The 24,619-nt window shown below is 27.6% G+C and carries 28 protein-coding genes; 27 read left to right on the top strand and 1 reads right to left on the bottom strand.

The window, feature by feature from the left end; all coding sequences use genetic code 11:
- The first annotated feature begins 7 nt into the window (after positions 1 to 7).
- The 25 genes from AVBRAN12637_RS00140 to AVBRAN12637_RS00020 all read left to right on the top strand — a co-directional run bounded on the left by AVBRAN12637_RS00140 (position 8) and on the right by AVBRAN12637_RS00020 (position 22,074).
- Positions 8 to 835 carry an ATP-binding protein gene (locus AVBRAN12637_RS00140; protein WP_214115747.1) on the top strand — a complete coding sequence of 276 codons (828 nt, stop codon included), beginning with the start codon at positions 8 to 10 and terminating at the stop codon, positions 833 to 835.
- A complete protein-coding gene (locus tag AVBRAN12637_RS00135) occupies positions 828 to 1,697 on the top strand; it encodes a CDC27 family protein (RefSeq protein WP_336615135.1) in 870 nt (289 codons plus the stop codon). Before AVBRAN12637_RS00140 ends, AVBRAN12637_RS00135 begins: the two co-directional genes overlap by 8 nt.
- Positions 1,694 to 2,230: a hypothetical protein gene (locus tag AVBRAN12637_RS00130; protein WP_214115745.1), complete on the top strand. Its 537-nt coding sequence runs from the start codon at positions 1,694 to 1,696 to the stop codon at positions 2,228 to 2,230. The genes AVBRAN12637_RS00135 and AVBRAN12637_RS00130 overlap by 4 nt, the downstream gene beginning before the upstream one ends.
- Positions 2,231 to 2,274: 44 nt before the next feature.
- Positions 2,275 to 3,966 (top strand): GspE/PulE family protein, encoded by a 1,692-nt coding sequence (locus AVBRAN12637_RS00125; RefSeq protein WP_442862230.1) that lies wholly within the window; start codon positions 2,275 to 2,277, stop codon positions 3,964 to 3,966.
- Positions 3,967 to 3,969: 3 nt separating this feature from the next.
- On the top strand, positions 3,970 to 5,205 hold the full coding sequence (locus tag AVBRAN12637_RS00120) for a type II secretion system F family protein (RefSeq protein WP_336615134.1): 1,236 nt from the start codon (positions 3,970 to 3,972) through the stop codon (positions 5,203 to 5,205).
- 227 nt (positions 5,206 to 5,432) lie between these two features.
- Positions 5,433 to 6,110: a response regulator transcription factor gene (locus AVBRAN12637_RS00115; protein ID WP_214115742.1), complete on the top strand. Its 678-nt coding sequence runs from the start codon at positions 5,433 to 5,435 to the stop codon at positions 6,108 to 6,110.
- On the top strand, positions 6,107 to 7,360 hold the full coding sequence (locus AVBRAN12637_RS00110) for an ArsS family sensor histidine kinase (RefSeq protein ID WP_336615133.1): 1,254 nt from the start codon (positions 6,107 to 6,109) through the stop codon (positions 7,358 to 7,360). The genes AVBRAN12637_RS00115 and AVBRAN12637_RS00110 overlap by 4 nt, the downstream gene beginning before the upstream one ends.
- 120 nt (positions 7,361 to 7,480) lie before the next feature.
- Complete coding sequence (gene rpsB / locus AVBRAN12637_RS00105) at positions 7,481 to 8,251, top strand: 30S ribosomal protein S2 (protein ID WP_214115740.1); 771 nt, start codon at positions 7,481 to 7,483, stop codon at positions 8,249 to 8,251.
- Positions 8,251 to 9,315: a translation elongation factor Ts gene (gene tsf / locus AVBRAN12637_RS00100; RefSeq protein WP_214120153.1), complete on the top strand. Its 1,065-nt coding sequence runs from the start codon at positions 8,251 to 8,253 to the stop codon at positions 9,313 to 9,315. Before rpsB ends, tsf begins: the two co-directional genes overlap by 1 nt.
- A complete protein-coding gene (locus AVBRAN12637_RS00095; protein ID WP_336609571.1) occupies positions 9,315 to 9,935 on the top strand; it encodes an ABC transporter ATP-binding protein in 621 nt (206 codons plus the stop codon). The genes tsf and AVBRAN12637_RS00095 overlap by 1 nt, the downstream gene beginning before the upstream one ends.
- Positions 9,928 to 10,635 carry an SIR2 family NAD-dependent protein deacylase gene (locus tag AVBRAN12637_RS00090; protein ID WP_336612175.1) on the top strand — a complete coding sequence of 236 codons (708 nt, stop codon included), beginning with the start codon at positions 9,928 to 9,930 and terminating at the stop codon, positions 10,633 to 10,635. The genes AVBRAN12637_RS00095 and AVBRAN12637_RS00090 overlap by 8 nt, the downstream gene beginning before the upstream one ends.
- Positions 10,623 to 11,381: a flagellar biosynthetic protein FliR gene (gene fliR / locus AVBRAN12637_RS00085; protein WP_214115736.1), complete on the top strand. Its 759-nt coding sequence runs from the start codon at positions 10,623 to 10,625 to the stop codon at positions 11,379 to 11,381. The genes AVBRAN12637_RS00090 and fliR overlap by 13 nt, the downstream gene beginning before the upstream one ends.
- A gap of 9 nt (positions 11,382 to 11,390) precedes the next feature.
- A complete protein-coding gene (locus AVBRAN12637_RS00080; protein WP_336615132.1) occupies positions 11,391 to 13,211 on the top strand; it encodes a hypothetical protein in 1,821 nt (606 codons plus the stop codon).
- Between the two features lie 2 nt (positions 13,212 to 13,213).
- A complete protein-coding gene (gene gmk / locus AVBRAN12637_RS00075; RefSeq protein ID WP_214115734.1) occupies positions 13,214 to 13,825 on the top strand; it encodes a guanylate kinase in 612 nt (203 codons plus the stop codon).
- A gap of 1 nt (position 13,826) precedes the next feature.
- Complete coding sequence (gene tatA, locus AVBRAN12637_RS00070; protein ID WP_214115733.1) at positions 13,827 to 14,057, top strand: twin-arginine translocase TatA/TatE family subunit; 231 nt, start codon at positions 13,827 to 13,829, stop codon at positions 14,055 to 14,057.
- A complete protein-coding gene (argS, locus tag AVBRAN12637_RS00065) occupies positions 14,057 to 15,649 on the top strand; it encodes an arginine--tRNA ligase (RefSeq protein ID WP_267524420.1) in 1,593 nt (530 codons plus the stop codon). The genes tatA and argS overlap by 1 nt, the downstream gene beginning before the upstream one ends.
- Entirely contained in the window at positions 15,646 to 16,707 is a 1,062-nt protein-coding gene (locus AVBRAN12637_RS00060; protein ID WP_239803498.1) for a YeiH family protein, read from the top strand. The genes argS and AVBRAN12637_RS00060 overlap by 4 nt, the downstream gene beginning before the upstream one ends.
- Positions 16,707 to 17,642 (top strand): agmatine deiminase family protein, encoded by a 936-nt coding sequence (locus tag AVBRAN12637_RS00055; protein WP_214120147.1) that lies wholly within the window; start codon positions 16,707 to 16,709, stop codon positions 17,640 to 17,642. The genes AVBRAN12637_RS00060 and AVBRAN12637_RS00055 overlap by 1 nt, the downstream gene beginning before the upstream one ends.
- A gap of 78 nt (positions 17,643 to 17,720) precedes the next feature.
- The gene (gene cysK / locus AVBRAN12637_RS00050) at positions 17,721 to 18,629 is read left to right on the top strand and encodes a cysteine synthase A (RefSeq protein ID WP_336612172.1); all 909 of its coding nucleotides are present in this window, start codon (positions 17,721 to 17,723) and stop codon (positions 18,627 to 18,629) included.
- Positions 18,622 to 19,143 carry a serine O-acetyltransferase EpsC gene (gene epsC / locus AVBRAN12637_RS00045; RefSeq protein ID WP_214115729.1) on the top strand — a complete coding sequence of 174 codons (522 nt, stop codon included), beginning with the start codon at positions 18,622 to 18,624 and terminating at the stop codon, positions 19,141 to 19,143. The genes cysK and epsC overlap by 8 nt, the downstream gene beginning before the upstream one ends.
- A 42-nt stretch (positions 19,144 to 19,185) precedes the next feature.
- Entirely contained in the window at positions 19,186 to 20,124 is a 939-nt protein-coding gene (locus AVBRAN12637_RS00040; RefSeq protein WP_214115728.1) for a carbon-nitrogen hydrolase, read from the top strand.
- Positions 20,125 to 20,185: 61 nt separating this feature from the next.
- On the top strand, positions 20,186 to 20,656 hold the full coding sequence (locus tag AVBRAN12637_RS00035) for a hypothetical protein (protein WP_336615131.1): 471 nt from the start codon (positions 20,186 to 20,188) through the stop codon (positions 20,654 to 20,656).
- 36 nt (positions 20,657 to 20,692) lie between these two features.
- Positions 20,693 to 21,124: a hypothetical protein gene (locus tag AVBRAN12637_RS00030; protein ID WP_214120144.1), complete on the top strand. Its 432-nt coding sequence runs from the start codon at positions 20,693 to 20,695 to the stop codon at positions 21,122 to 21,124.
- Positions 21,125 to 21,126: 2 nt separating this feature from the next.
- On the top strand, positions 21,127 to 21,534 hold the full coding sequence (locus AVBRAN12637_RS00025) for a hypothetical protein (RefSeq protein WP_239803502.1): 408 nt from the start codon (positions 21,127 to 21,129) through the stop codon (positions 21,532 to 21,534).
- Between the two features lie 237 nt (positions 21,535 to 21,771).
- Complete coding sequence (locus tag AVBRAN12637_RS00020; RefSeq protein WP_336615130.1) at positions 21,772 to 22,074, top strand: hypothetical protein; 303 nt, start codon at positions 21,772 to 21,774, stop codon at positions 22,072 to 22,074.
- 97 nt (positions 22,075 to 22,171) lie between these two features.
- Here AVBRAN12637_RS00020 and AVBRAN12637_RS00015 read toward each other — a convergent pair whose 3' ends face one another.
- Positions 22,172 to 22,573, bottom strand: a complete 402-nt coding sequence (locus AVBRAN12637_RS00015; RefSeq protein WP_214150614.1) for a hypothetical protein — start codon at positions 22,571 to 22,573, stop codon at positions 22,172 to 22,174.
- A gap of 225 nt (positions 22,574 to 22,798) precedes the next feature.
- Between AVBRAN12637_RS00015 and AVBRAN12637_RS00010 the strand changes: the two genes are divergently transcribed.
- Positions 22,799 to 23,797, top strand: coding sequence for a c-type cytochrome (locus AVBRAN12637_RS00010; protein ID WP_336615129.1), 999 nt, complete (start codon positions 22,799 to 22,801; stop codon positions 23,795 to 23,797).
- A gap of 113 nt (positions 23,798 to 23,910) precedes the next feature.
- Positions 23,911 to 24,619, top strand: a 709-nt coding sequence (locus AVBRAN12637_RS00005; RefSeq protein WP_336608413.1) for a cache domain-containing protein, incomplete at its 3' end; no start/stop codon positions are given.

The following is a 24,619-nucleotide window of genomic DNA, read 5'->3' as shown; positions in this document are numbered from 1 at the left end:
GTTGCTATTGAATAAATATACATTAGCTAAAGAATTATTTATAGACAATTTAGAAAGCCTTAGATTTATCAATCTTGATAAATCTAAGATTGCTTATCATAAGATTATAACTTCATTAGAAAAGCCTTTAAAATTAGTATTGTTTTATGGTAAGCCAGGTTGTGGTAAGACTTTTTTATTAAATAAAATAGAAAAAGATTTAAAAGAAAAAAATAAAAAGATTATATTATTAGAACAGCCATTTTATTCAGAATCAGGATTTTATACTGAATTGCACAGAAAAATTTTTAATGAATATGTAGAGATTGAAAAATACGAAGATTTTTTAAGAATTTTTAAAGATAAAGTTACTCAAACTCCCGAAGAATTAAAATACGATGGGTATATGGTAATGCTTGATGAAGCTCAAATGTATCCTAATATATTAATAGAAAAAATTAGACTATTATCAGATACTAGAATGTTTAAATTCTTATTTACAGTTCATAAGACAATTGCTGATGAGGATATTTTAGCTCAAGAGCATTTTACTACTAGAATTTGGGAAAGTATTGAACTTAGTGAATCTAGTGAAGATGAAATTAAAACTTATATTAATAAGAAATTAGAAACTTTAAAGAATGGTTTGGATAAAGGATTTTTTAGTAATAAAAATTATAAGTTTATATATAGCGTTACTAAAGGAAACTTAAGAACTGTTAATATGTTATTGTATAAAGCATTTGAAATATATGAATTTTATGAGCAAGAAAGATTTAGTGAGTTTAGTAATCCAAAAATCAATGAAAAAGTATTAGAAATGGCTGCTCTTGATAAAGGTTTATTAAATGCTTAATTTACATGAAGTTATAGAATTAGAAAATAAATGGAAAATTTATTCAAGTAAGAAAAAAAAGAAAAAGTATATCTTTTTATACATATTAGCTTTTATTATATTTGTTATTTTTATATCTGCTTTAATATATTTTGCATACTCAAAAGGTGCTAGCGAATTAGAAACTAATGTAAAAAAAAGTAATAATGAAGTTAAAAAGATTATAAATGATACTAAGGTTAAATTAGAAAAAGAAAAAATATTAGATAATAAAAATATTATCAATAAACCAGTAGAAGTAATTAGTAATAAGCCAAATAATGATAAAAAATTAGTAGATATGCCTAAAGAAGAAGTTAATACTACTACTTTAGCAGATACTACAAATAATGAAACTATATCATTAAGCATTATGAATATAGATGTTAAAAACTCATCTTTTAAATCAAATACAAGTGAAACAAAATCAAGTAATATTAAAAATAATAACATTATTAAAAATATACCTAAAAATATAGAAACTAACACAATAGTTATTACTGATTTAAATTCTAAGGCTACACCTAAGGTAGAAAGCAAAAAAGAATTAGATGATTTAGAATATTTGAAATTAAAATTTTCTGAAACTAATAGTATATATTTTGCTTTAGATATAGCTGATGTGTATTATTCTAAAGGCGATTTTAAAAACGCTAGAGAATGGGCATTGACTGCAAATAAATTAGATGTTAAAAACGATAAATCTTGGGTTATGTTTGCAAAAGCAAGTTATAAATTAGGTTTAAAAGAGCAAGCTATTAATTCTTTAACTAATTATTTAAATTCTAATAGCTCAACTCGTGTTAAACAAACTTTAGACTTAATTAAAGAAGGTAAATTATGAGAAAAATTATTTTTTTATTAATAGCTTTAAATTGTTTTGCTATTAGTTTAGCAGACATTAATAAAGCTATTGAAAATCAAGAATATTCAAAAGTATGCAATAATTTAGTATATGATTTAGCTGTAAAAAATCAAGATGATGGATTGATGAATTTGTATGGTATTGCATGTTTAAGAACAGATTATATAAACAAACTATCAGCTGTTATTATTGCACTTAGAAATTCAAAAGAAGCAAGAGCTAATGCTGTTTACTATTCAACTATTTTATATAAGAAAAAATTATTACATTCAGCACTAGTTGATAACCTTAATATAAGCTCTATTAAGCTACCTAAGTGTGATTATATTTTATCTGATATTTACGATGATTATATATCAGGTAATTATATAAAGGAAAATGATAAATATATTTTTAGATATAATGATAAAATCTATGAAATGAGTTTGAGATTTGATAAACCATTTACTAAGATGGTTTTAACTATTTTAAATTCAAACAATCAAATATTAGAAGTGAAAGAGTACTGGTAATGGAATTTGTAGATCGTTTAGGAGTTTTAGTATATAGAAGAAAAATGGAATTAAAAGACACTATTATGTCTTTTGAAAATCCACAAGATAAGTTAAATTATTTAAAAAGCGTTTTAGATGAAAGCACATTAGAATCTTTATTGATTGACCTTTATAAGACTAATGGTATTACTTTAGATGATATTGCATTACATTTTGAAATAGGTAATAAAGAATTTTTAGAAAAAATTGCACAAAAATTAAGATTTGAATATATAGATTTAGATTCGGTTGATATTAATTATAAGATTTCTGAAAAAATTCAGTATTCAGTTTTATCAAACTATGGATTTTTACCTTTTAAAGAAGATGAAATTAATTTATATGTAGCATATAAAGAACCATTTAATTTAGAAACTCAAGATAAAGTTCAACATTTATTTAGTAGAAAACTTGTTAAAAACTATGTCGCACATCCATCTCAAATTGATAGATATTTAAGTAAAATTCAATTAAATGAAAGTATAAAAGATATTATCAATGATATTAGAAAAGAGTTAAGCTCTGATCCTACAATGACTGGTGGAGAGCAAGATAGCTCTGGAATTTTAAAATTAATTGAAGTTATCCTTAGAACTTGTATTGTAAATCGCTCAAGCGATATTCACATTGAACCAACCGAGACAAACTGCATTGTTCGTGGTAGGATTGATGGTATGCTAACTGAAATATTTATTTTTGATAAAGATATATATCCACCAATGGTTTCTAGAATGAAACTTTTATCAAATATGGATATTGCAGAAAAAAGAAAACCACAAGATGGTAGATTTTCTGCTAGGGTTTTAGATAAAGAATATGATTTTCGTATTTCAACATTACCTATTATAAATGGCGAAAGTATAGTTTTAAGGATACTTGATAAATCAAAGATTTTAATTAGTCTAGGCAATCTTGGAATGCACCCTACAAATCTTGAAAGATTTCAAGCAGCAATGCATGCACCTTATGGGATTATTCTTGTAACTGGTCCAACAGGAAGTGGTAAAACAACTACTCTTTATGCTGCGCTTAATGATATGAAAAGCGTTGAGACTAAAATTATCACGGTTGAAGACCCTGTAGAGTATCAGTTGAATTTGATTCAGCAAGTACATGTTAATGAAAAAGCAGGACTAACATTTGCAGCTGCTCTTAGGTCTATTCTAAGACAAGACCCTGATATTATAATGATAGGTGAGATTAGGGATGCTGAAACATTAACAATTGCTATTCAAGCAGCACTTACGGGACACTTAGTATTTTCAACTCTTCACACGAATGACGCAGTTTCAGCCGTTACTAGGATAGTTGATATGGGGGTTGAGCCTTATATGGTTAGTGGTGCATTAACAGCAATTGAAGCACAAAGACTTGTAAGAAAGCTTTGCCCTAATTGTAAGCAAGTTACAAAAATACCTGATAATTTTTATTCAAGAATTGAAAAGTATGTAAAAGAAGTAGAAAATCCACAATTTTATAAGCCTGTAGGTTGCCCTAAATGTTCTCAAACAGGCTATACTGGTCGTGAAATGATAAGTGAAATTCTACCAATCAGCGATAGAATTTCTTCTATGGTTGCAGCGGGTGCATCTAAAGAAGAGATTAGAAAAGTAGCTTACGAAGAAGGTTTTGTTGATATGTTTCATGATGGTATAGTAAGAGCTGCTAAGGGTGTTACTAGTGTTGATGAAGTATTAAGAGTTGCGAAAGAGTAATAAATGAAGAAATTTCAAGTTGAGTATATTAGTAAAGGACAAAAAAAGGTCTTAACTCTAACAGCACAAAGCAAGGCAAGTGCTGTTGAACAAGCTAAAAATAAAAATTTAGGTCGTATAGTAAAGGCTGGCGAAGTTCAAACCGTTTCGCTAGGAAGTGCTGTTGATAAATTAAAAAATTTATCTTTTTTTAAACCTACTATAAAATTACCTGATTTGATTGCTTCAATTAACCAATTAGGTGTTATGGCTGGTGCTGGTATTTCTATCCATGATAGTGTGAGAGAAGTTGCAAATTCAAGTGCAAACAAAAGAGTAAAAGAAATATTTATGAAAGTTTATGAAGACTTAAATGCTGGTCTTAGTATAAGCTTATCACTTGAACCATTTCAAGCAGAATTAGGCGATATTACTTTAGCTATGATAAAACTAGGTGAGAGCACTGGTAAATTAGGTGAGAGTTTAAAAAAACTTGCAGAAATTTTACAAGAACTATACGATAATCAACAAAAATTTAAAAAGGCATTGAGATATCCTATTATTGTTGTTACAGCAATTGCAATAGCATTTACTATATTAATGCTTGTTGTTGTACCGCAATTTAAAGAAATATTTGAACAATTAGGAGCTAATTTACCACCAGCTACCAAAGCCTTATTATTTATTGAGCATACTTTAAGAAATTATGGAATATATGTTTTAATTGTGCTTATTGGTGGCATATTTGCTAGTAAGAGATTTTATGGAATTAATGATAATTATAAAGCTTTAGTTGATAGATATGCATTAAAGACTTATCTAATAGGAAAGATTATTTTATTTGCTACTATGAGTAGATTTAATCTTATTTTTACAGAGTTAGTAAGAGCAGGTATTCCTATTGCAGATGCGCTTGATACTTCACTTAGAACAATATCAAATACTACTATGAAAAATAAACTCAATGCAACTAAAGTTTCAATTTCAAGAGGGCTTAGCTTAACTGAATCTTTTAAAGAAACTGAGCTTTATGAAAATATGCTTATTCAAATGATTAAAGCAGGTGAGGCCAGTGGTCAATTAGATGCAATGCTTGAAAAAGTTACTGGATATTACAAAGAAAGATTTAATAGCATTATAGATAACTTATCAAGTTATATTGAGCCAATTCTTATGCTATTTATTGCAGGTATGGTTCTTTTCTTAGCACTTGGTATTTTTATGCCTATGTGGGATTTAGGAAGTGCAGTTAAGAGCTAAAATCTTTAGCCTTTTTTGGCTAAAGATTAATTCTTTATATTTTGAATTTACAATAATTTAACTAAGTTTTATACAATCTAATTTATTAGGATTTATTTTAATAATAATTTTTATAAAAGATTTTATTTAGTTTTAATAAATTAAAATTTTATAGTAAAATCATTTGGTTTTTTAATTATAAATTTTAATAAATTTTATTCATATACAAAATTATTAAAGGAGTTAAGATGACTAGAATATTAATGATTGAAGATGATTTGGAATTAGCAGAAATTTTAAAAGAATATTTAGAACAATATGATATGAAAGTTGATATTGCTGATGAGCCATACATTGGATTATCAAAATTAAACCTTACTACATATGATTTAATTATTTTAGATTTGACATTACCTGGTATGGACGGACTTGAAGTTTGTAAAGAGATTAGAAAAAAATATACAAGTCCAATCATAGTATCATCTGCAAGACATGATATTAATGATAAGGTAGAAGCTTTAGAATTAGGTGCTGATGATTATCTACCAAAACCGTATGATCCAAAAGAATTAAAAGCTAGGATTACATCTCACTTAAGAAGATTTGAGCAAATTCAAATAAGTGCAAACGAGCATAGCAACAAAACTTTAGAATATGATGAATTTAAACATGCAATATATTTTAGGGGTAAAGAATTAGTTTTAACAAATGCAGAATTTGATATTCTAAGCTATTTAATTAAAAAAGAAGGTGGGGTAGTTAGTCGTGAAGAATTAATTTATAATTGTTCTTCAATTAACGAAGAAAGTTCAAATAAAAGTATAGATGTAATCATATCTAGAATTCGTCAAAAAATTAGTGATGATAGTAAAACTCCAACTCATATTCATGCAATTAGAGGGATTGGTTATAAACTTACGCAATGAAATCTAGTATTTTTTATGTAATTACATTTATTTTTATACTAGCTACATCAACTATAGGAATTGCATTTATTTGGTTGATAAATTATGATAAGGATAATTATTCAAACGAACTAAACGCTAGATATTCTTACTTAGCGAATTTAAAACTCCAAGAATTAAATAATGCAATTACTGAAGATGAATTTAATTACAAACAAAATCAATTTAAACTTAAATTAATAGACCAAGATAGTAAAAAATTAATTTTATTTGATGCTATAACATTGGCTGAAGATAGTAATAACTTAGGAGCAAGTAAAATTCTTACAAGTAATGGTAAGAATTATTTATATATAATAGCAAATGATAAAGATTTCTTATATGAAGATACGAATTTTAATTCTTATAGATATATGAGTATTCAAATAATATTATGTATAGTTATTTTGGTTTTATTAATTAGTTATATATTTGTTATAGGTAAATTAAGACCTATTAGAAGACTTAAAAGACAAATTACAAAATTTGCTAGCAATGATTTAGATAATATAGAAAATATAAGCAAGGGTAATGATGAGATTTCTCAAGTTTCAGATGCTTTTTATCAAGCTATTAAAAAAATTAAAGATTTAAATACTTCAAGACAATTTTTTTTAAGAAATATAATGCACGAGCTTAAAACTCCAATTACAAAAGGTAGGATTACAGCTGAAATGCTAGAAGATACGAAATTTAAGCAAAGACTTATAAATGTATTTGATAGAATGGTTATTTTAATAGATGAATTAGCCGCAGTAGAGCAAATCACAAGTGGAGTTGCAAAAAATCCAAAGAAAATTTCAATTAATCACATTTTTAATGAAGCAAAAGAAATGTTGCTTTTAGAAAATGAAAAAATTAATATTATAAGTGATAATACTTTTGTAGTTTATGTTGATTTTAAACTATTTACAACTGCAATTAAAAATTTATTAGATAACGCTATTAAATATTCAGATGATAATGCTGTAAGAGTTATAATTTGCCATGAAAGTATAAAGTTTTATAACAAAGGTAAAAAATTAGATAAAAATATTGAGTATTATTTAGAGCCTTTTACTCAAGGTGGTAATAAGAGTTCAAATTCTTTTGGCTTGGGGCTTTATGTTGTAAATACGATTTTAGAAGCTCATAAATTGAAATTAAATTATAACTATGATAATGGTTATAATATTTTTGCCATTACTAATCTTGATAATATAATCAAAGAAGAAAAAACTCAAGAAAAATAACCTTTATTAACTTTAAAAAAGCTAAAATACTCGCTTATTTCACACACACCAATCCTTATTTGTTGCAACGCTAGTTGTATTTGGGTGTGGAGGTAAAAACAATTTTTTAAGGAGAAACCTATGGTTACAATGAGAGATTTATTAGAATGTGGTGTGCATTTTGGGCATCAAACAAGACGCTGGAATCCTAAAATGAAAAAGTTCATTTTTGGTGAGAGAAAAGGTATTTATGTAATTGATTTACAAAAAACAATTAGATATTTTAGATATACATACAATATCGTTCGTGATGCAGCAGCAGAAGGTAAAACAATTTTATTTGTTGGAACTAAAAAGCAAGCAACAGATGCTATTAAAGAATACGCAATTAAATGTGGAATGCCATATGTAAATCACAGATGGTTAGGTGGTATGATGACAAACTTTGAAACTATTCGCCAATCAATTAGAAAACTTGAAGTTATTGAAAGTATGCAAGAAGATGGAAGCATTAATTTATTAACTAAAAAAGAAGCATTAATGCTAAATCGTAAAAAAGAAAAATTATTAGATTATTTAGGCGGTATTAGAGACCTTAAAACTCGCCCTGATATGATTTTTGTAATTGATACAGTAAAAGAAAAAATTGCAGTTGCAGAAGCAAATAGATTAAAAATCCCAGTAGTAGCTCCAATTGATACAAACTGCGATCCTGATGTTGTAGATTTTCCTATCCCAGGTAATGATGATGCTATTCGTTCAGTTCAATTATTCTGCCAAGAAATGTGCGAAGCTATATTAGAAGGTAAAGCTTTAAGAGAACAAGATGGTGAAGTAGTTGAAAGAGCAGAAGTTAGCGAAGATGAAAAACAAGAAGTATTAGAAGAAGCTATGATGGAAGGGGAAATGTAATGGCAGAAATTACAGCAGCAATGGTAAAAGACCTGCGCGAAAGCACAGGTGCTGGAATGATGGATTGTAAAAACGCACTTAAAGAGTGTGATGGAGATATGCAAAAAGCGGTTGAATACTTAAGAGAAAAAGGCTTAAGTAAAGCTGCTAAAAAAGCTGATAGATTAGCAGCTGAAGGTTTAATTGGTGTTAAACTTTCAAATAATTTAGCAAGTTTAGTAGAAATCAATTCAGAAACTGACTTCGTTGCTAAAAATGATAAATTTATAGATTTAGTAAATAAAACAGTTGAGCAAGTTCAAGTTAGTGGAGTTTGCGATGTTGAGAGTTTATTAAATAGCAATATTGATGGGGCTAAATTTGAAGATTATCTAAAAAATCAAATCGCAACTATTGGAGAAAATTTAGTTGTAAGAAGATTTGCTACTTTAAAAGCAAATGATAATGAAGCTTTAAGTGGTTATTTACACACAAATGGTCGTGTGGGTGTTATTGTTAAGGCTAAATTTAATAATGCTGCTAATAAAGCAAAAGTTGAAGAATTTTTAAAACAACTTTGTATGCATATTGCAGCTATGAAACCAAGTGTTTTAAGCTATAAAGATTTAGATAAGGAATTTGTAGAAGCTGAATATAGAGCTTTATGTGCTGAACTTGAAAAAGAAAATGAAGAATTAGTTCGCCTTAAAAAGCCACTTCATAAAATTCCACAATTTGCAAGTAGATTACAAATTACTGATGCAGTTTTAAAGAAAGCTGAAGAAGATATAAAAGCTGAATTAAAAGCTCAAAATAAACCGGAGCAAATTTGGGATAAAATTGTTCCTGGTCAAATGGCAAGATTTATAGCTGATAACTCAATTTTAGATTCTCGCCTTACATTAATGGGACAATTTTATGTAATGGATGATAAGAAAACTATAGAGCAAGTTATTGCTGATAAATCAGCTGAATTAAAAGATGAATTAGTAATTGAAAGCTTCGTAAAATATGAAGTTGGCGAAGGCTTAGAAAAGAAAAACGAAGATTTCGCAGCAGAAGTTGCAGCTCAAATGGGTAATTAATGTTAAAAGCAAGCGGTATTGGTAAAAAATACGATGCCGTTTTATTTAACAATTTAAATTTAACTTTAAATCCGCAACAAACTTTAGCCGTCTTAGGCAAAAGTGGTTGCGGAAAATCTACATTATTGCATATTTTATCAACACTTTTAGCACCTGATAGCGGGGAAGTCTTTTATAAAGATAAGAATATTTATAAACTTAGCGAAGATGAAAGATTATTAATAAGAAGAAATGATTTTGGAATTATTTTTCAGCAGCATTATCTTTTTAAAGGATTTTCAGCTTATGAAAATATTGAATTAGCAAGTGTTTTATCAAATAATAAAATAGATGATGAGATAATTAATTTTTTAGGTATTAAAGAAATTCTAAATAAAAAAGCAAATGAATTAAGTGGCGGAGAGCAACAAAGAGTAAGTATTGCTAGAGTTCTTTGCAAAAAACCTAAAATTATTTTTGCTGATGAGCCAACTGGAAATCTTGACCCAACAAATGCAAAAATAGCTATGAAATTATTGATTGATTATGTTAAATTAAACAATTCAGCCTTATTTTTAATTACTCACGATGAAAATTTAGCTTTAATGTGTGATGATATTTTAAGGATAAATAATGGGTAAGTTAGTTTTTTTAAGTGGAGCTGGTCTTAGTGCCCCATCTGGCTTAAGCACTTTTAGAGATAATGATGGTTTGTGGGAACAATATGATTTAGATATAGTTTGTAATTATCAAACTTGGATTAAAAATTTTAATTTAGTTCATGAATTTTATAATAAAAGAAGACTTGAATTAAGAAAAGTTAAACCTAATAAAATGCACGAAAAAATTGCTGAAATATCAAAGCGTTTTGAAGTTATTAATTTTACTCAAAATGTTGATGATTTATTAGAGCGTGCAGGGTGTGAAAATGTAATTCACTTGCACGGAAAATTATTAGAATTACACTGCACTAATTGTAATGATATTACTAAGCTTAATTTAAATGATGATTTGGAATTTAAATTTGAAAATTGTAAAAAATGCCAAAGTAAATTAATTAAACCTAGTGTGGTATTTTTTGGAGAACAAGCGCCATTTTATACTGATTTATATTCAACATTTTATAATCTTAATGAAGATGATTTGGTGGTTATTATAGGAACAAGTGGTGCAGTTATTAATATAAATTATTTATTAAGGTTTGCAAAATCTAAAAACATACTAATTAATTTAGAAAAAAATAAATATATAAATGAAGCTTTATTTTCTCATATTATTTATAAATCTTGTGATGAATGTATAGATGAATTAGAGCAAATTATTCAAGAATGGAACTCGTAAGATTATTTAGTGAGCAAAACATAGTTTTGTTTATGCTATTACTTGCTAGAATGAGTGGACTTTGCTTGTTTTTTCCATTTTATTCGCATTTACAAATTCCTGTGGTTATTAAGTCTAGTTTTGTTATTATTATGACTTTTTTTTTCTATCCATTAGCTCATACTAATATAACGCCAAATTATTTAGTTATTGCTCTTATAACTGAGCTTTTGTTAGGACTTGTTGCAGGTCTTTGTTTGCAGCTTACTTTTACGATTTTACAAATGAGTGGAGAACATATTAGTTTTATTATGGGTTTTTCTATGGCTAGCGTGCTTGATCCAAATACTGGTGCAAATACTCCTATCATTGGTCACTTTATTTCTCTTATTGCATTACTTTTGTTTTTAGCTTATGATGGACATCATTTGGTCTTGTTATTTTGGGCAAAGAGTTTAAATGGTATTGCTTTAGGTGATTTTGCTTTGCATGATGGTTGGTTTAGACAGATAATGAATGAGACTAAAGACATATATTTAATTGGTCTTAGCCTTGCGTTTCCAATAATTGCTATATCAATGCTTAGTGATTTTGTATTTGGTTTGCTTATGAAAACAATGCCACAATTTAACCTTTTAGTGGTAGGCTATCCTATAAAAATAACGATAGCATTTATTGTTTTGATGACAATTTTAGCTACAATCTTGTTTTATTTTAAAGAATTGGTTTTAAAAGTGTTTTTACAACTTGAACTATTTGTAAGTTAGGAAGGTATAATGAATGCAATATTAATTAATAAAAATCCAGCAATTTCAAGATTAATAAGCCTTAGTTTGCAAAAATTAAATATTACTTATAAAGAAATAAATAATTTAGAAGAGCTTGAACCTTGTGATATTATTATAGCTGATAATGAGTGTGAAGTTGATATTAAATTATGTCAACAAATGTCTAAAAAACTAATTCTTATATTAGCAAAAAATGAAACAAGTAATGATGCAATAGTTATTCATAAACCATTTTTACCTACTGATTTTATAGATTTGATAAATAGTTTTAAAGACGAATTAAAAGAAGATTTTAATACTAGTGATTTAGATAATATTGATTTATTAAGTGATGATATTGATTTGGAAGAATTTAAAATAGATAATATCACTGATTTAGATAGTTTAGACTTGAATGATTTTGGTAATAGTTTAGGTTTAGAAACTAAGCTTGATTTAGATAATACTGATGAATTAAATTCTATAGATGATTTTAACATAGATAGTATTGAAGAACTTGATAATTTAAATAATGATGAATTATTGCAAGATTTAGATAGTTCTAATGATTTAACTTCTTTAGATGATGAATTACTGCAAGATTTAGAGAATTTAGATGATGTTGATAATAAATTTAGTGAAGAATTGGATAATATTGAAGAACTTGATAATTTAAATAATGATGAAGCATCTCAAGGTTTAGATGATATTAATAATGAATTAGATGAGAATTTAAGCGCTCTTGATGATTTAAATTCTTTAGATGATGAATTAGATACGAAATTATCTGATTTTAATGAAGATGAGAATTTAAACAATGATGAACTATCACAAGATTTGGATAGTTCTAATGATTTAACTTCTTTAGATGATGAGTTACCACAAGATTTAGATGATACTAATGATGAATTAGATGAGAATTTAAGCACTCTTGATGATTTAAATTCTTTAGATAATGAATTAGATACGAAATTATCTGATTTTAACGAAGATGAGAATTTAAATAATGATGAATTATCGCAAGATTTGGATACTTTAAGTGATATTGAGAATTTAGATGAATTAAGTAATGCTATTGTTTTAGAAGAAGATTTAAAAACTACGAAAGACATAGATGATTTAGAAGAGAATTTAAATAATGATTTAAATTTAGATGATTTGAATAATATTGATGAATTTTCATTACCTGAAAGTTTTGAAGAATTAAGTAGAGATTATCAAGATTTATTGCAAGATGATATTGATTTTACAAGTTCAAATGATTTAGAAGAAGATATAAACAATAGTTATGAAGATGATAATTTTAAAGATTTAGAAGATGATTTAAATCCAGAAATAACAAATGATTTTGATGTTGTTACGGGTGATTTAGATGTAGCTGAAGATATGAAAGATGATTTTAATGATAGTGGTTTAGAAGAAGAATTTGAAGATGTGAAAGAAGATTTGAATGTTAATAATCATTTAGAAGATGTTCAAGATAATGAATTAGGTTCTTTAGCTGCTTTTGATGATATTAAAGATGATATTGAAGATATTCAAGAAATTGTAGGAGATGAAAAAGTGAGTGATTTTGATGATTTAAATGAAATTGAAATTAAAAAAGCGTTAGGGGAGGAAGTTGTAGAATTATTAGACAATAATGAAGATATAAAAGAAAAAAATAATGATTTTACTAATAGCATAGAAGCAAATGTTGATGATGACATTAGTGAAGTTAGCGAAAATGTTACAAAAGCAGTAAATCAAGCTATTATCAATAGCACAAAAGGCACGAAAAATCGTATAAAAGATATAAATATATCAATTAATATAAGTTTTAAAGATTAATTATGGCAGGAATTTTATTAATATCAGGCCCAAGTGGTGCGGGCAAAAGCACACTATTAGAGCGTTTAGCACAAGATTATAATGATTTTTATTTTTCAATATCAGCAACCACTAGAGCTCCTAGAGCAGGAGAAAAAGAGGGTGTAAATTATTATTATTTGACCCACGAAGAATTTGAATTAGGAATTAAAAATGATGAATTTTTAGAGTATGCTAATGTTCATGGGAATTATTATGGAACGCCATTAAAACCAATTTATGACGCTTTAGAAAATGGTAAAAATGTTATTTTAGATATAGATGTTCAAGGCTTTAGAATAGTAAAAGATAAATTAGGTAAAGATTTTTTATCAGTTTTTATAAGTCCTGAGAATGAAAAAGTATTAAAAGAACGCCTTGTTTCTCGTGGCACAGAAAATCCTGATGTAATTGCTAAAAGACTTCATAATGCAACTGCTGAAGTTCAAGCTATTGGAAGATATGATTTTTTTATTATAAATGATGATTTGGAAAAAGCTTATAAAGAGCTTAAATTACTTTACCAAGCAGCAAACTTAAAAGTGTTAAATAAAGACATTAAAAAATTTATTTCAGAATGGAAAAAAGGAGAATAATATGGGAATAGGTAGTGGATGGCACTGGATTATTGTTTTATTAGTAATCATTTTATTATTTGGTGGTAAAAAATTACCAGAACTTGCAAAAGGCTTAGGAAAAGGTATTAAAACATTTAAAAAAGAAATGGCAGATGATACTACTGCAAAGCCTGTGAATGAAATTGATGAATTAGCTGATAATACTAAAAAAACTGAAGCTAATGAAGTAAAAAGCGAGCAAAAAGCCTAATGCTAAAGGAAAGTATTAAAGAGTATTTATCAAAAGTATTAGAATGCGAATTTAGTTTAGAAAGTCCAAAAGATAGAAATTTAGCTCATTTTGCAATGCCTTGCTTTAGCTTTGCAAAAGAGCTTAAATTAGCCCCAAATAAAATTGCAGCAGATTTTGCAGAAAAATTGAAAAATTGTGAGATTTTTAGCAGTGTTGAAGCAGTGAATGCTTATGTCAATTTCAAATTATCAAATGATTTTTTAGATAAATTATGTAAAAATGCTTTAAATAACCCAGAAGATTTTGCAAAAAGTCCTAAAAAAAATTATAAAATCTTGCTTGAATATGTAAGTGCAAATCCTACAGGACCACTTCACATAGGGCACGCAAGGGGTGCTATTTATGGAGATAGTTTAAATAAAATTGCAAAACATTTAGGCTATACATTTGATACAGAATATTATGTAAATGATGCAGGTAATCAAATAGATTTATTAGGCGAAAGCGTTATTTTAGCTATAAGAGATTTTGTTTTAAAAGAAAATGTTGAATATCCTGAAAGTTTTTATGGTGGCGAGTATATGCAAGAACTTGCTAGGATTTTTTATGATAAATTCAAAGATGATTTTATAAATAACAAAACCAAAATAGCAAGTTTAGCTAAAGATGAAGTCTTAAAAGAAATCAAGCAAACTTTAGCAAATGCTAGAATTAAGATTGATAATTATGTAAGCGAAACTGCTTATTATCCAAAGCTTGAAGAAACTTTAGAAAAATTAAAAAAAGCCGAAGCAACATATTTAAAAGATGATAAATTATATTTAGCATCTACAAAATATGGAGATGACTTAGATAGAGTTATCGTGCGTGAAGATGGTAGGGGGACTTACTTAGCAGCTGATATTGTTTATCACGATGATAAATTAAGTAGGGGATATGATAAAGTTATTAATATATGGGGAGCTGATCATCACGGCTACATTGCTCGTGTAAAAGCTGCTATGAGTGCTTTAGGGCATGATGCTAATAATCTTGAAGTAATCCTAGCTCAAATGGTTAATTTGCTAAAAAACGGACAGCCTTATAAAATGAGTAAAAGAAAAGGTAATGTCATTTTATTTAGCGATGTTTTAGATGATATTGGAGTAGATGCTTTAAGATATATTTTTATAAGCAAGCGTTGTGATAGCCCGCTTGAGTTTGATGTAGATGAGTTTAAAAAGCAAGATAATTCAAATCCTATTTTTTATATAAACTACGCACATGCAAGAATTCATCAAATATTTGCAAAAGCTAATAAAAACTTTAATGATGTAATTAATGTTAGTTTGAGTAATTTTAAGGATGAAAATGCACTTAATTTATTATTTGACGCCTTAGCTTTAAATGATGTTTTAGAAGACGCTTTTAATAGCAGAACTCTTTCTAAATTATGCGATTATTTAAAACAAATCGCAAGTTCATTTCATAAAATTTATAATGAAACTAGAGTTATTGGACATGAAAATGAAGAGCAATATTTAAAAATATTTGCTCAAGTTGCTTTATGTATAAAAACAGGTTTTAGCTTAATTGGTATAAATGCAGTAAGTAGAATGGAAAAAGAGTGAGTAAAAAACACAACAAATCCCCAGAGCAAGTAGCTTTGGGGGTAAATAAAATTTATAAAAGTAAAAAAATAGAAAGTTATGTAGTATTAGTAGTTTTAGCATTTTGTTCTTATGCTATTGGTGAATTAAGCTTTTTTAAGAACTTTGGAATATCAGCTTTAATAATTGCCGTAATTTTGGGAGCTGTTATTGGAAATTTCGCACATCATAATGTAAGCTTATTAAAAAAAACAGGTGCTTTAGGAGTATGCACTAAGCAGATTTTAAGACTAGGGATTATTCTTTATGGTTTTAGAATTTCTTTAAGTGATATTGAAAGCATTGGTTTAAGTGGAGTTGGACTTGCTTTTTTTATAGTTTTTTCTACATTTTTTATTGGCTTATTAATAGGAAAATTATTAAAAATAGACTTTTTACAATCAGCATTAATTGCTAGTGGTTCTAGTATTTGTGGAGCTGCTGCTGTTTTAGCTAGTGAGAGTGTGCTAAAAGGTGGTTCGGCAAGAGTTGGTATAGCAGTTTGCACCGTAGTTGTGTATGGTTGTATTGGAATGTTTGTTTATCCATTGGTTCAAAATCTATTTGATTTAGATGGTAGATTATTTGGCTTTTTAGTAGGCGGGACTTTACACGAAGTTGCACATGTTGTAGGAGCGGGTTCTAGTATAGGAGTTGATGGGGCAAATTCAAGTATAGTTATAAAAATGGTAAGAGTTTTAATGCTTGTTCCGTTTTTATTAATGCTTAGTTTTGGATTTAAAAAAGAAGAAAAAAAAGGCAATTTCTTAAATCAAATTCCTTGGTTTGCTTTAGGATTTTTACTAGCTTGTGGCATATCAAGTTTGCCTATTTTAAATACAGAATATGCTTTAAATGTTATAAAGCCTAATATTGCTATTTTTGATACATTTTTATTAAGTTTAGCAATGGTGGCACTTGGAGTAAATATTAGAAAGGATATGTTAAGCAAAGCTGGTCTTAAGCCATTTATTATGGCAGCAATTTTATGCGTATGGTTAGTGGTTGCAGCTTATGCTTATATAAAGGTGTTTTGTTAATGAGAGCAGAATGGCAAAAATGTGAATATATATTATTAGCATTACCTCATAAAGATAGTGATTGGTCGCCTTATTTAAATGAGATTTTAAATTCTTATTTAGAATTTGCAAAAGCTATTACAAATCATTGTAAGGTGCTTTTAGTTCATCACGAAAGTGCAAATCTTGATGAGTTTAAAAAGTTAAATAATATAGAGTTTTATTGTTTTAATACTAATGATACTTGGATTAGAGATTTTGGTCCAATTGATAATAATTTGGATTTTGTTTTTAATGCTTGGGGGAATAAATTTAGTTCTAATTTAGACAATGCTTTTAATGAAAATTTGTTTAAAAATTATCTTAAAAAAGACCTAAATAAAATTGATTTTATTTTAGAAGGTGGTAGCATTGATACTAATGGCAAGGTATTATTGACAACTACTGAATGTTTATTAAACGATAATAGAAATCAACAAAGCAAAGAAGAAATAGAAAATACACTTAAAAAATATTTAAAAGTTCAAGAAGTTTTATGGCTTGAAAATGGTGTCATTATAGGTGATGATACGGATTCTCATGTGGATACTTTAGCTAGATTTATTGATGAAAATACTATCGCTTATAGTTCTTGCGAAGATGAAAATGATGAAAATTACGCTAGTTTAAAAGCCTTAGAAGATGAGCTTAAAAAAACTAAATATAATCTAATCTCACTACCAATTCCTAGCCCAAAACATTATAATGGCAAAAGATTAGGCTGCACTTATGCTAATTTTGTGTTTGTAAATGACGCTTTAATAGTGCCTTGTTATGATGATAAAAACGATGAATTAGTAAGACAAAAATTACAAAAAGCTTTACCTAATCATAAAATTATTTTAGTAAATGCCTTAGTCTTCGTAAGGCAAAATGGTTCATTACATTGTTCTTGTATGAATATATTTGAAGAATAATTTTATTTTCATAATTACTCTTTTTAATTAATTTTTTAATTTATAATAAAATTTTTATTTTAAAAACAAGGGGTAATTATGAAAAATATTTTAGATTTAGTAGGCAATACACCAGTAGTTAAACTCAATGCTTTAACAAATGATAAGATGGCTCAAGTTTATGTAAAACTTGAGAAATTTAATTTAAGCGGTAGTGTAAAAGATAGAGCTGCTTTAGCTATGATAGAAGAAGCTAAATTACAAGGAAAATTAAATTCTAATTCAATCATTTTAGAGCCAACTAGTGGAAATACAGGTATTTCTTTAGCGTTGATTGCTAGATTAATGGGCTATAAAGCTTGCATAGTAATGCCTGATACTATGAGTAAAGAAAGGCGAGATTTAATAAAAACTTTCGGAGCTGATTTAATTCTTACGAGTGGAAAAGATGGTATGAAAGGTGCTATTAATAAAGCTTTAGAATTAGCAAAGAGTGATAATAGATATATAATCTTACAACAATTTGAAAATCCAGCAAATACAAAAGCGCATTATACGAAAACAGCAGAAGAAATCATAAAAGAATTTAAAACTCTTGATTATTTTGTAGCAGGAGTAGGCACAGGCGGGACTATTAGTGGTGCTGGTAAGAGATTAAAAGAGCATTTTAAAGATATTAAAGTAATAGCAATAGAGCCAGAGCAATCTCCAATGCTTAGTAAAAATACAGCAGGAGCGCATAAAATTCAAGGCATAGGGGCTGGATTTGTTCCTGCTATTTATGATGCTAGTGTGGTTGATGATATTGTTTGTGTAGATGAAGCTGATGCAATTAATATGGTAAGATTATTAGCTAGTAAAGAAGGATTATTATTAGGAATTTCATCTGGTGCTAGTATATTTGCAGCTTTAGAATTGGCAAAAACTTTACCAAATGATAAAAAGATTTTAGCAATAGCTCCTGATGGCGGAGAAAAATATATTTCTATGGGGATTTTTGATGTTTGATAATTTAAAATATGATTTAGAAAATATTTTAAAAAACGACCCAGCAGCAAGGAATAAATTAGAAGTTTTTTTATTATATCCTGGTGTACATTCTGTGTTGTTTCATCGTTTAGCGCATTTTATGTATAAGAAAAAATTATTTTTTATAGCTAGATTTATATCTCAATTTTCAAGATTTTTAACAGGTATAGAAATACATCCAGGAGCAATAATTGGCAAAGGTTTATTTATTGACCACGGAATGGGAGTTGTGATTGGAGAAACGACTATTATAGGAGATAATGTTACTATTTATCACGGGGTTACTTTAGGTGGCACAGGTAAAGTTAGTGGTAAAAGACATCCTACCATTGAAGATGGAGTAATAATTGGAGCAGGTGCTACTATCTTAGGCAATATCACAATTGGTAAAAATGCAAAAATCGGTGCGAATGCTACTATTTTAAAAAATGTATCGCCAAATACAACAATGGTAGGAACTATAGGAAAGGAAATAATCAAGAATATAAAATAACTAGAATTTGATAATATCTTGAAAACTTATAAGGATAAAAATATGTTAAAAATTGGTTTAGTATCACAAAAATATAGCGAAAATATGAGAGAAATCACAAAAGCAAAGATTAAAAATGTTGCTAAAAAAGGTGCAAAATTAGTAATTTTACAAGAATTACACCAAAGTGCTTATTTTTGCCAAGTGCAAAATACTAATAATTTTGACCTAGCTAGTGATTATGAAAATGATTTGATTTTTTGGAGCGAAGTAGCAAAAGATAATAATATCGTATTAGTTACATCTTTATATGAAAAACGCCTAGAAGGTTTATATCACAATACCGCTATAGTTTATGAGAGTGATGGAAGCATTGCAGGAAAATATCGTAAAATGCACATACCTGATGATCCGCATTTTTATGAGAAATTTTATTTTACTCCAGGTGATTTAGGTTTTCGTGCGATTGATACAAGTGTAGGAAAATTAGGAGTTTTAGTATGTTGGGATCAGTGGTATCCTGAAGCTGCTAGATTGATGGCTTTAGATGGAGCGCAGATTTTAATATATCCTACAGCTATTGGTTGGCTTTATGAAAACGGCGTTAGCGATGATAGTGAAACTATGCAAGACCAATTAAATGCGTGGCTAGGCGTTCAAAGAGGACATGCAATAGCTAATTGTTTGCCTGTTGTGGGGGTAAATCGTGTTGGTTTTGAAGATGTAAGTCTTAGTGGCGAAAGCAGCATTACTCAAAATGAGAAAAAACATTTTATAAATAACAATGAAACTACTAAAAATGGTATTGATTTTTGGGGTAATAGTTTTGTATATGATGCACAAGGTAAAGAGCTATTTAGAAGCAATGAAAGCGAAGAGCTTGAAGTAGTAGTTGCTATAGATATGAAAAAATGCGAACAAATAAGACGCTGGTGGCCGTTTTTAAGAGATAGAAGAATAGAACATTATTCTAATCTAACAAAAAGAGCTATAAAAGAATAAATTATTTTGGAATTTAATTAGGAATTAGCATCAAGCTAATTTCTAATTGCTAGGATATTTTATGGCTTTTAAAAATGCAATTATTGATGATAGATTAGATAAAAAATACTCACTTTCTTATATCTACGGAGAACATACTAATAGTTGGTATGGCAGACAATGTCATAAATTTCCTTATGATTGGTATATTGTAATAGATGAAGAATTAGACTGCTGGTTTATGAATTGTATGTATTTTGATGACCCAGAACTAGACCATGCAGAGCTTAATAAATCTTTGTGGATTTTATATTATAAAGGCGAACATATAAGGATAATTTTAGATTATGATATCAAACAAGAGATTGATAATGTAGTTTATAATAGAGTTTATAAAATCCTTTCTATAAGAGATAATAAAACATTAAGTGAAAAAGAAATAATAGCCTTATTAAGAGAAATATTAGCTGTTTATAAATGGAATGGAAGCTTAAATAATGATAAAGAATTTAAAGCATATATAATAGATGAAGTGTTTGAAGATATTTTGTAAAAAAATTAAATCATTTTAAAAATATAAAGGATGAAAATGTTTTATAAAGAATGTGAGCTTTGCTCTTGTAAGATTTCAAAATTAAAATTATATACCTATAAAAAGGATTTAGGAATTTATACTTTAAAATGTCCTAATTGCAATGCTTCTTATGGATTGAAACTTAAAGTATATTTTGTAATGATTTATGCTATTTTGAATGAGATTTTAGGATGGTCTGTGTTTTTGCTACCATTTTTTTGTGTGTTTTTATGCAGTGATTTTGTGAGTAAGAATGCTGTCTTTTTAATCTTTGTATGGCTTGTATCTTTTCTAGGTATTGGGCTTTTTGTGGTAATACTTGAGCATTATTTAAATTTATTTATATTTTCTAAATTTGTTTTAATTGATGATAATGAGAAGTTAGAAGTTAAAAAAACTAGATTAATTAAATTAAAAGATTTTTTCATAAAGCTTATAAAAAGATGAAAATGTTTTATAAAGAATGCGAGTTTTGCTCTTATAATATTTCAAAGCTAAAATCATTTTCTTATAAAAAAGACTTAGGTATTCATACCTTGCAATGTCCTAATTGTAAGGCTTCATATATTTTAAAAGGCAAAATATCAAGATTAAAAATTAGCGAAATGATAAATATTATTTTTGGTGTGTTAGATTTTAGTATTGCATTTTTTATAGCTAGGGCTTTTGTTTATGATAATATTTTAATTTTTATAATTTTGTTTTTCTTAGTTTTTGTGATTTTATCTTTTATATTCTCTATTATTCAGCGTTATTTGGATTTATTAGTATTTGCAAATTTAAGTTTAATTAAAGATATAAAAACTAAAGATAATTGGCTTAAAAAAATAAAATATTATATTTTTTATAAAAGCTAATTCTTATTTTAAATTCCATAAAATTTTAAAGAATTAAAATATGAATTTGATTTTCAAAAAAGGAGAAAGAATGGCTTTTAAAAACGCAATTATTGGCGATAATTAGAGAAGAAATATTCTTTTGTAGATATTTGTATTAAACATACTAATGATTGGTATCTCAAACAACATCATAAATTTCCTTTTGAAGAACGCATTGTAATAGATGAAGAATTAGACTGCTGGTTTATGAATTGTATGTATTTTGATGACCCTGAGCTGGGCCTTACAAAACTTAATAAATCTTTGTGGATTTTATATTATAAAGGCGAACATATAAGGATAATTTTAGATTATGATATCAAACAAGAGATTGATAATGTAGTTTATAATAGAGTTTATAAAATCCTTTCTATAAGAGATAATAAAACATTAAGTGAAAAAGAAATAATAGCCTTATTAAGAGAAATATTAGCTGTTTATAAATGGGACGGAAGCTTAGATGAAAAAGAAGAATGCACAATTTATGTAAGAGAAGAAGTATTGAAAGATGAAGTGTAAAAGAATTTGATTGTTGGTTTAAAGATTTTATTTTTTAGTTTTTTGATTAATAAATTATGCTTTAAAAAGTTAAAGGCATAATTTATTTAATCTTTTATTAATCTTCTATCAATTTATATCCTAATGACGCATTATATATTATAAAACTATGGCAAGTATCAACTTGAAATTTATCAGAATCAGATTTAGGTTCTAAATCTACATTGTCATACCATTTTTTACACCAATCAGGCAAGCAAGCATCTTGTATAACATAGCCTACTTCTACAACTTTATTATTTCTAGGGTCTGTTTTGAACGCACATTTTTTACCATAATTCATATTTCCTTGAGTTACTATGGTTTTATCAGGATATGTTCTTATGATTTTAGCTGTGTTAGTATTAGAATTGTTGTTATGGTTTATAACATTATTTACATTTAAAAGTTCTGGCATAACGCAACCTGTAGATATAAAACATAACGCACTAGCCATAATTATATTAATTTTTTTACTCATTTTCTCTCCTTTATATTAGTTTTTTATTTTAATAATATAATACTTATAATTGACTTAATACAGAATATCAAAATTAATACTTCATCTTTTTAAATTCTCTTAGTTTTATTTATTTTTTGTAAATTTGTAACAATTTTGTAATTTTTTACGATTTTTATGCTTATTTTTCACATTAAATTCACATAAAAATCCTAGCATTTTCTTAAATCAATTTAAGGAGAAGTTATGAAAACTAAAATTAGTATGATTTTATTATTATCATCTTTTGCATTTGCGATAGACCCAAGTGTGAATAAAACCAAATCAGAAACAGGCATTAAACAAGCTAAAATGAATTGGGTAGTGCCAAGTGCTATGAGTGATGATGGGTATTTAGATGAAGAAAAATTACCTAAAGGCTCAAAATATATTGAAGCAGTGATTTTGGGAAATAAAATCCTAAATGAAACCACATATTACATAGGTCCAAAGGCAAAAGATGAGAGTAAAAGATATGCAGGAAATAATTTATCTTGCAGTAGTTGTCACGCAAATGGCGGGACTATTCCTTATGAATCAGGTTTTGTAGGAATTTATGCTAGATTTCCACAATACTTAGCTAGAGGCGATGTAGTCGCTACTCTTGAAAATCGTATAAATGGCTGTATGGAACGCTCTATGAATGGTAAGCCATTGCCTATTAATTCAGTAGAGATGAAAGCAATTGTAACTTATATGCACTATTTAAGCCAAGGTGTGCCAGTAGGTGCTAATGTTGAAGGGCAAGGACTTACTCAAGTAAAATTATTAAATAGAGCAGCTGATCCTAAAAAAGGTAAAGTTATTTATGAAGAAAAATGCTCAGCTTGTCACGGCGAAGATGGAGCAGGAATGCTAAATGACGAGCAAAAAGGTGGATATTATGTATATCCTGCTTTATGGGGAGATGATAGCTATAACACAGGTGCTGGAATGTATAGACTAATAAAAGCAGCTTCGTATATTAAAGGCAATATGCCAAAAGGCGATGCTACTTTAAGTGATGAAGAAGCTTTTGATGTAGCAGCTTATATTAATTCAAAACCAAGACCAATTAAGGCTAATCGTGAAGCAGATTTTCCTGATAGAAGGACAAAACCACTTGATATGGATGTAGCTCCTTATGATGATGATTTTAGCATAGAGCAACATAGATTTGGACCTTATATAAAAATGCAAGAAGTTAGCAAATCTAAAGCAAAATAAGTAAAAAAGGAATTTCAATTTTGAAATTCCTAAAATCTTAATTAAATTTAACATTATTTATATTTTTAAATTTTAAAATTATGTTTTATTTAAAGTTTCAAAAGGAGTATGTAATGTTAAAAACTATAAAAGCAAAACTTGGTTTTGTTATTATTTTAGGATTGTTTGTTTTATTTTTGATGCTTTATTTATTTTACAATAATAATCAAAAGACAATTCAAGCTAATTCAAATGAGGTAGCAAGAATTATGCAAGTTGATATAGAAGAAAAATTAAAAATATCAACTGATGCAATGATTAATGCGCTTTCAATTCATTTAAAAGATTTACAGAGTGAAAAAGAGAAAATTGATTATATAGCACAAGCTATAGAAAATTTTAGATTTGACAATGGTAATGGGTATTTTTTCGTTTATAAAGATACCACAGCAGTAGCTCACCCAGTTAGCAAAAAGCTAATAGGACAAGATTTAAAGGGAATGCAAGCTCCTGATGGGACTTTTTTTATTCAAGAATTAAGCAAAAAGGCTAATTCTGGTGGTGGTTTTGTAACCTTTCCTTTCCCTAAACCAGGCACTGATATTACAGCACCAAAATTATCTTATGTAGCATTAATACCTAATACAAATTCTTTATGGATTGGAACAGGTGTTTATTTAGATGAGATTGATAAGAATACTCACGAGTTAGAAAATTTAATCAATAGTAGTTTTGTTACGACATCTATTATTGCTTTATTTGTATTTATAGTGGTTTTTATCCCTTATATTGTATATGTGATGATGCTAATAGTAAAATCTTTAAGCAAATTAAATAATGGTA

The sequence above is a fragment of the Campylobacter sp. RM12637 genome (genome assembly GCF_020137645.1).
Classification (GTDB): Bacteria; Campylobacterota; Campylobacteria; order Campylobacterales; family Campylobacteraceae; genus Campylobacter_E.
Note: the sequence above shows the minus strand (reverse complement) of the source record. Positions and strands in the feature narration are given on the sequence as shown.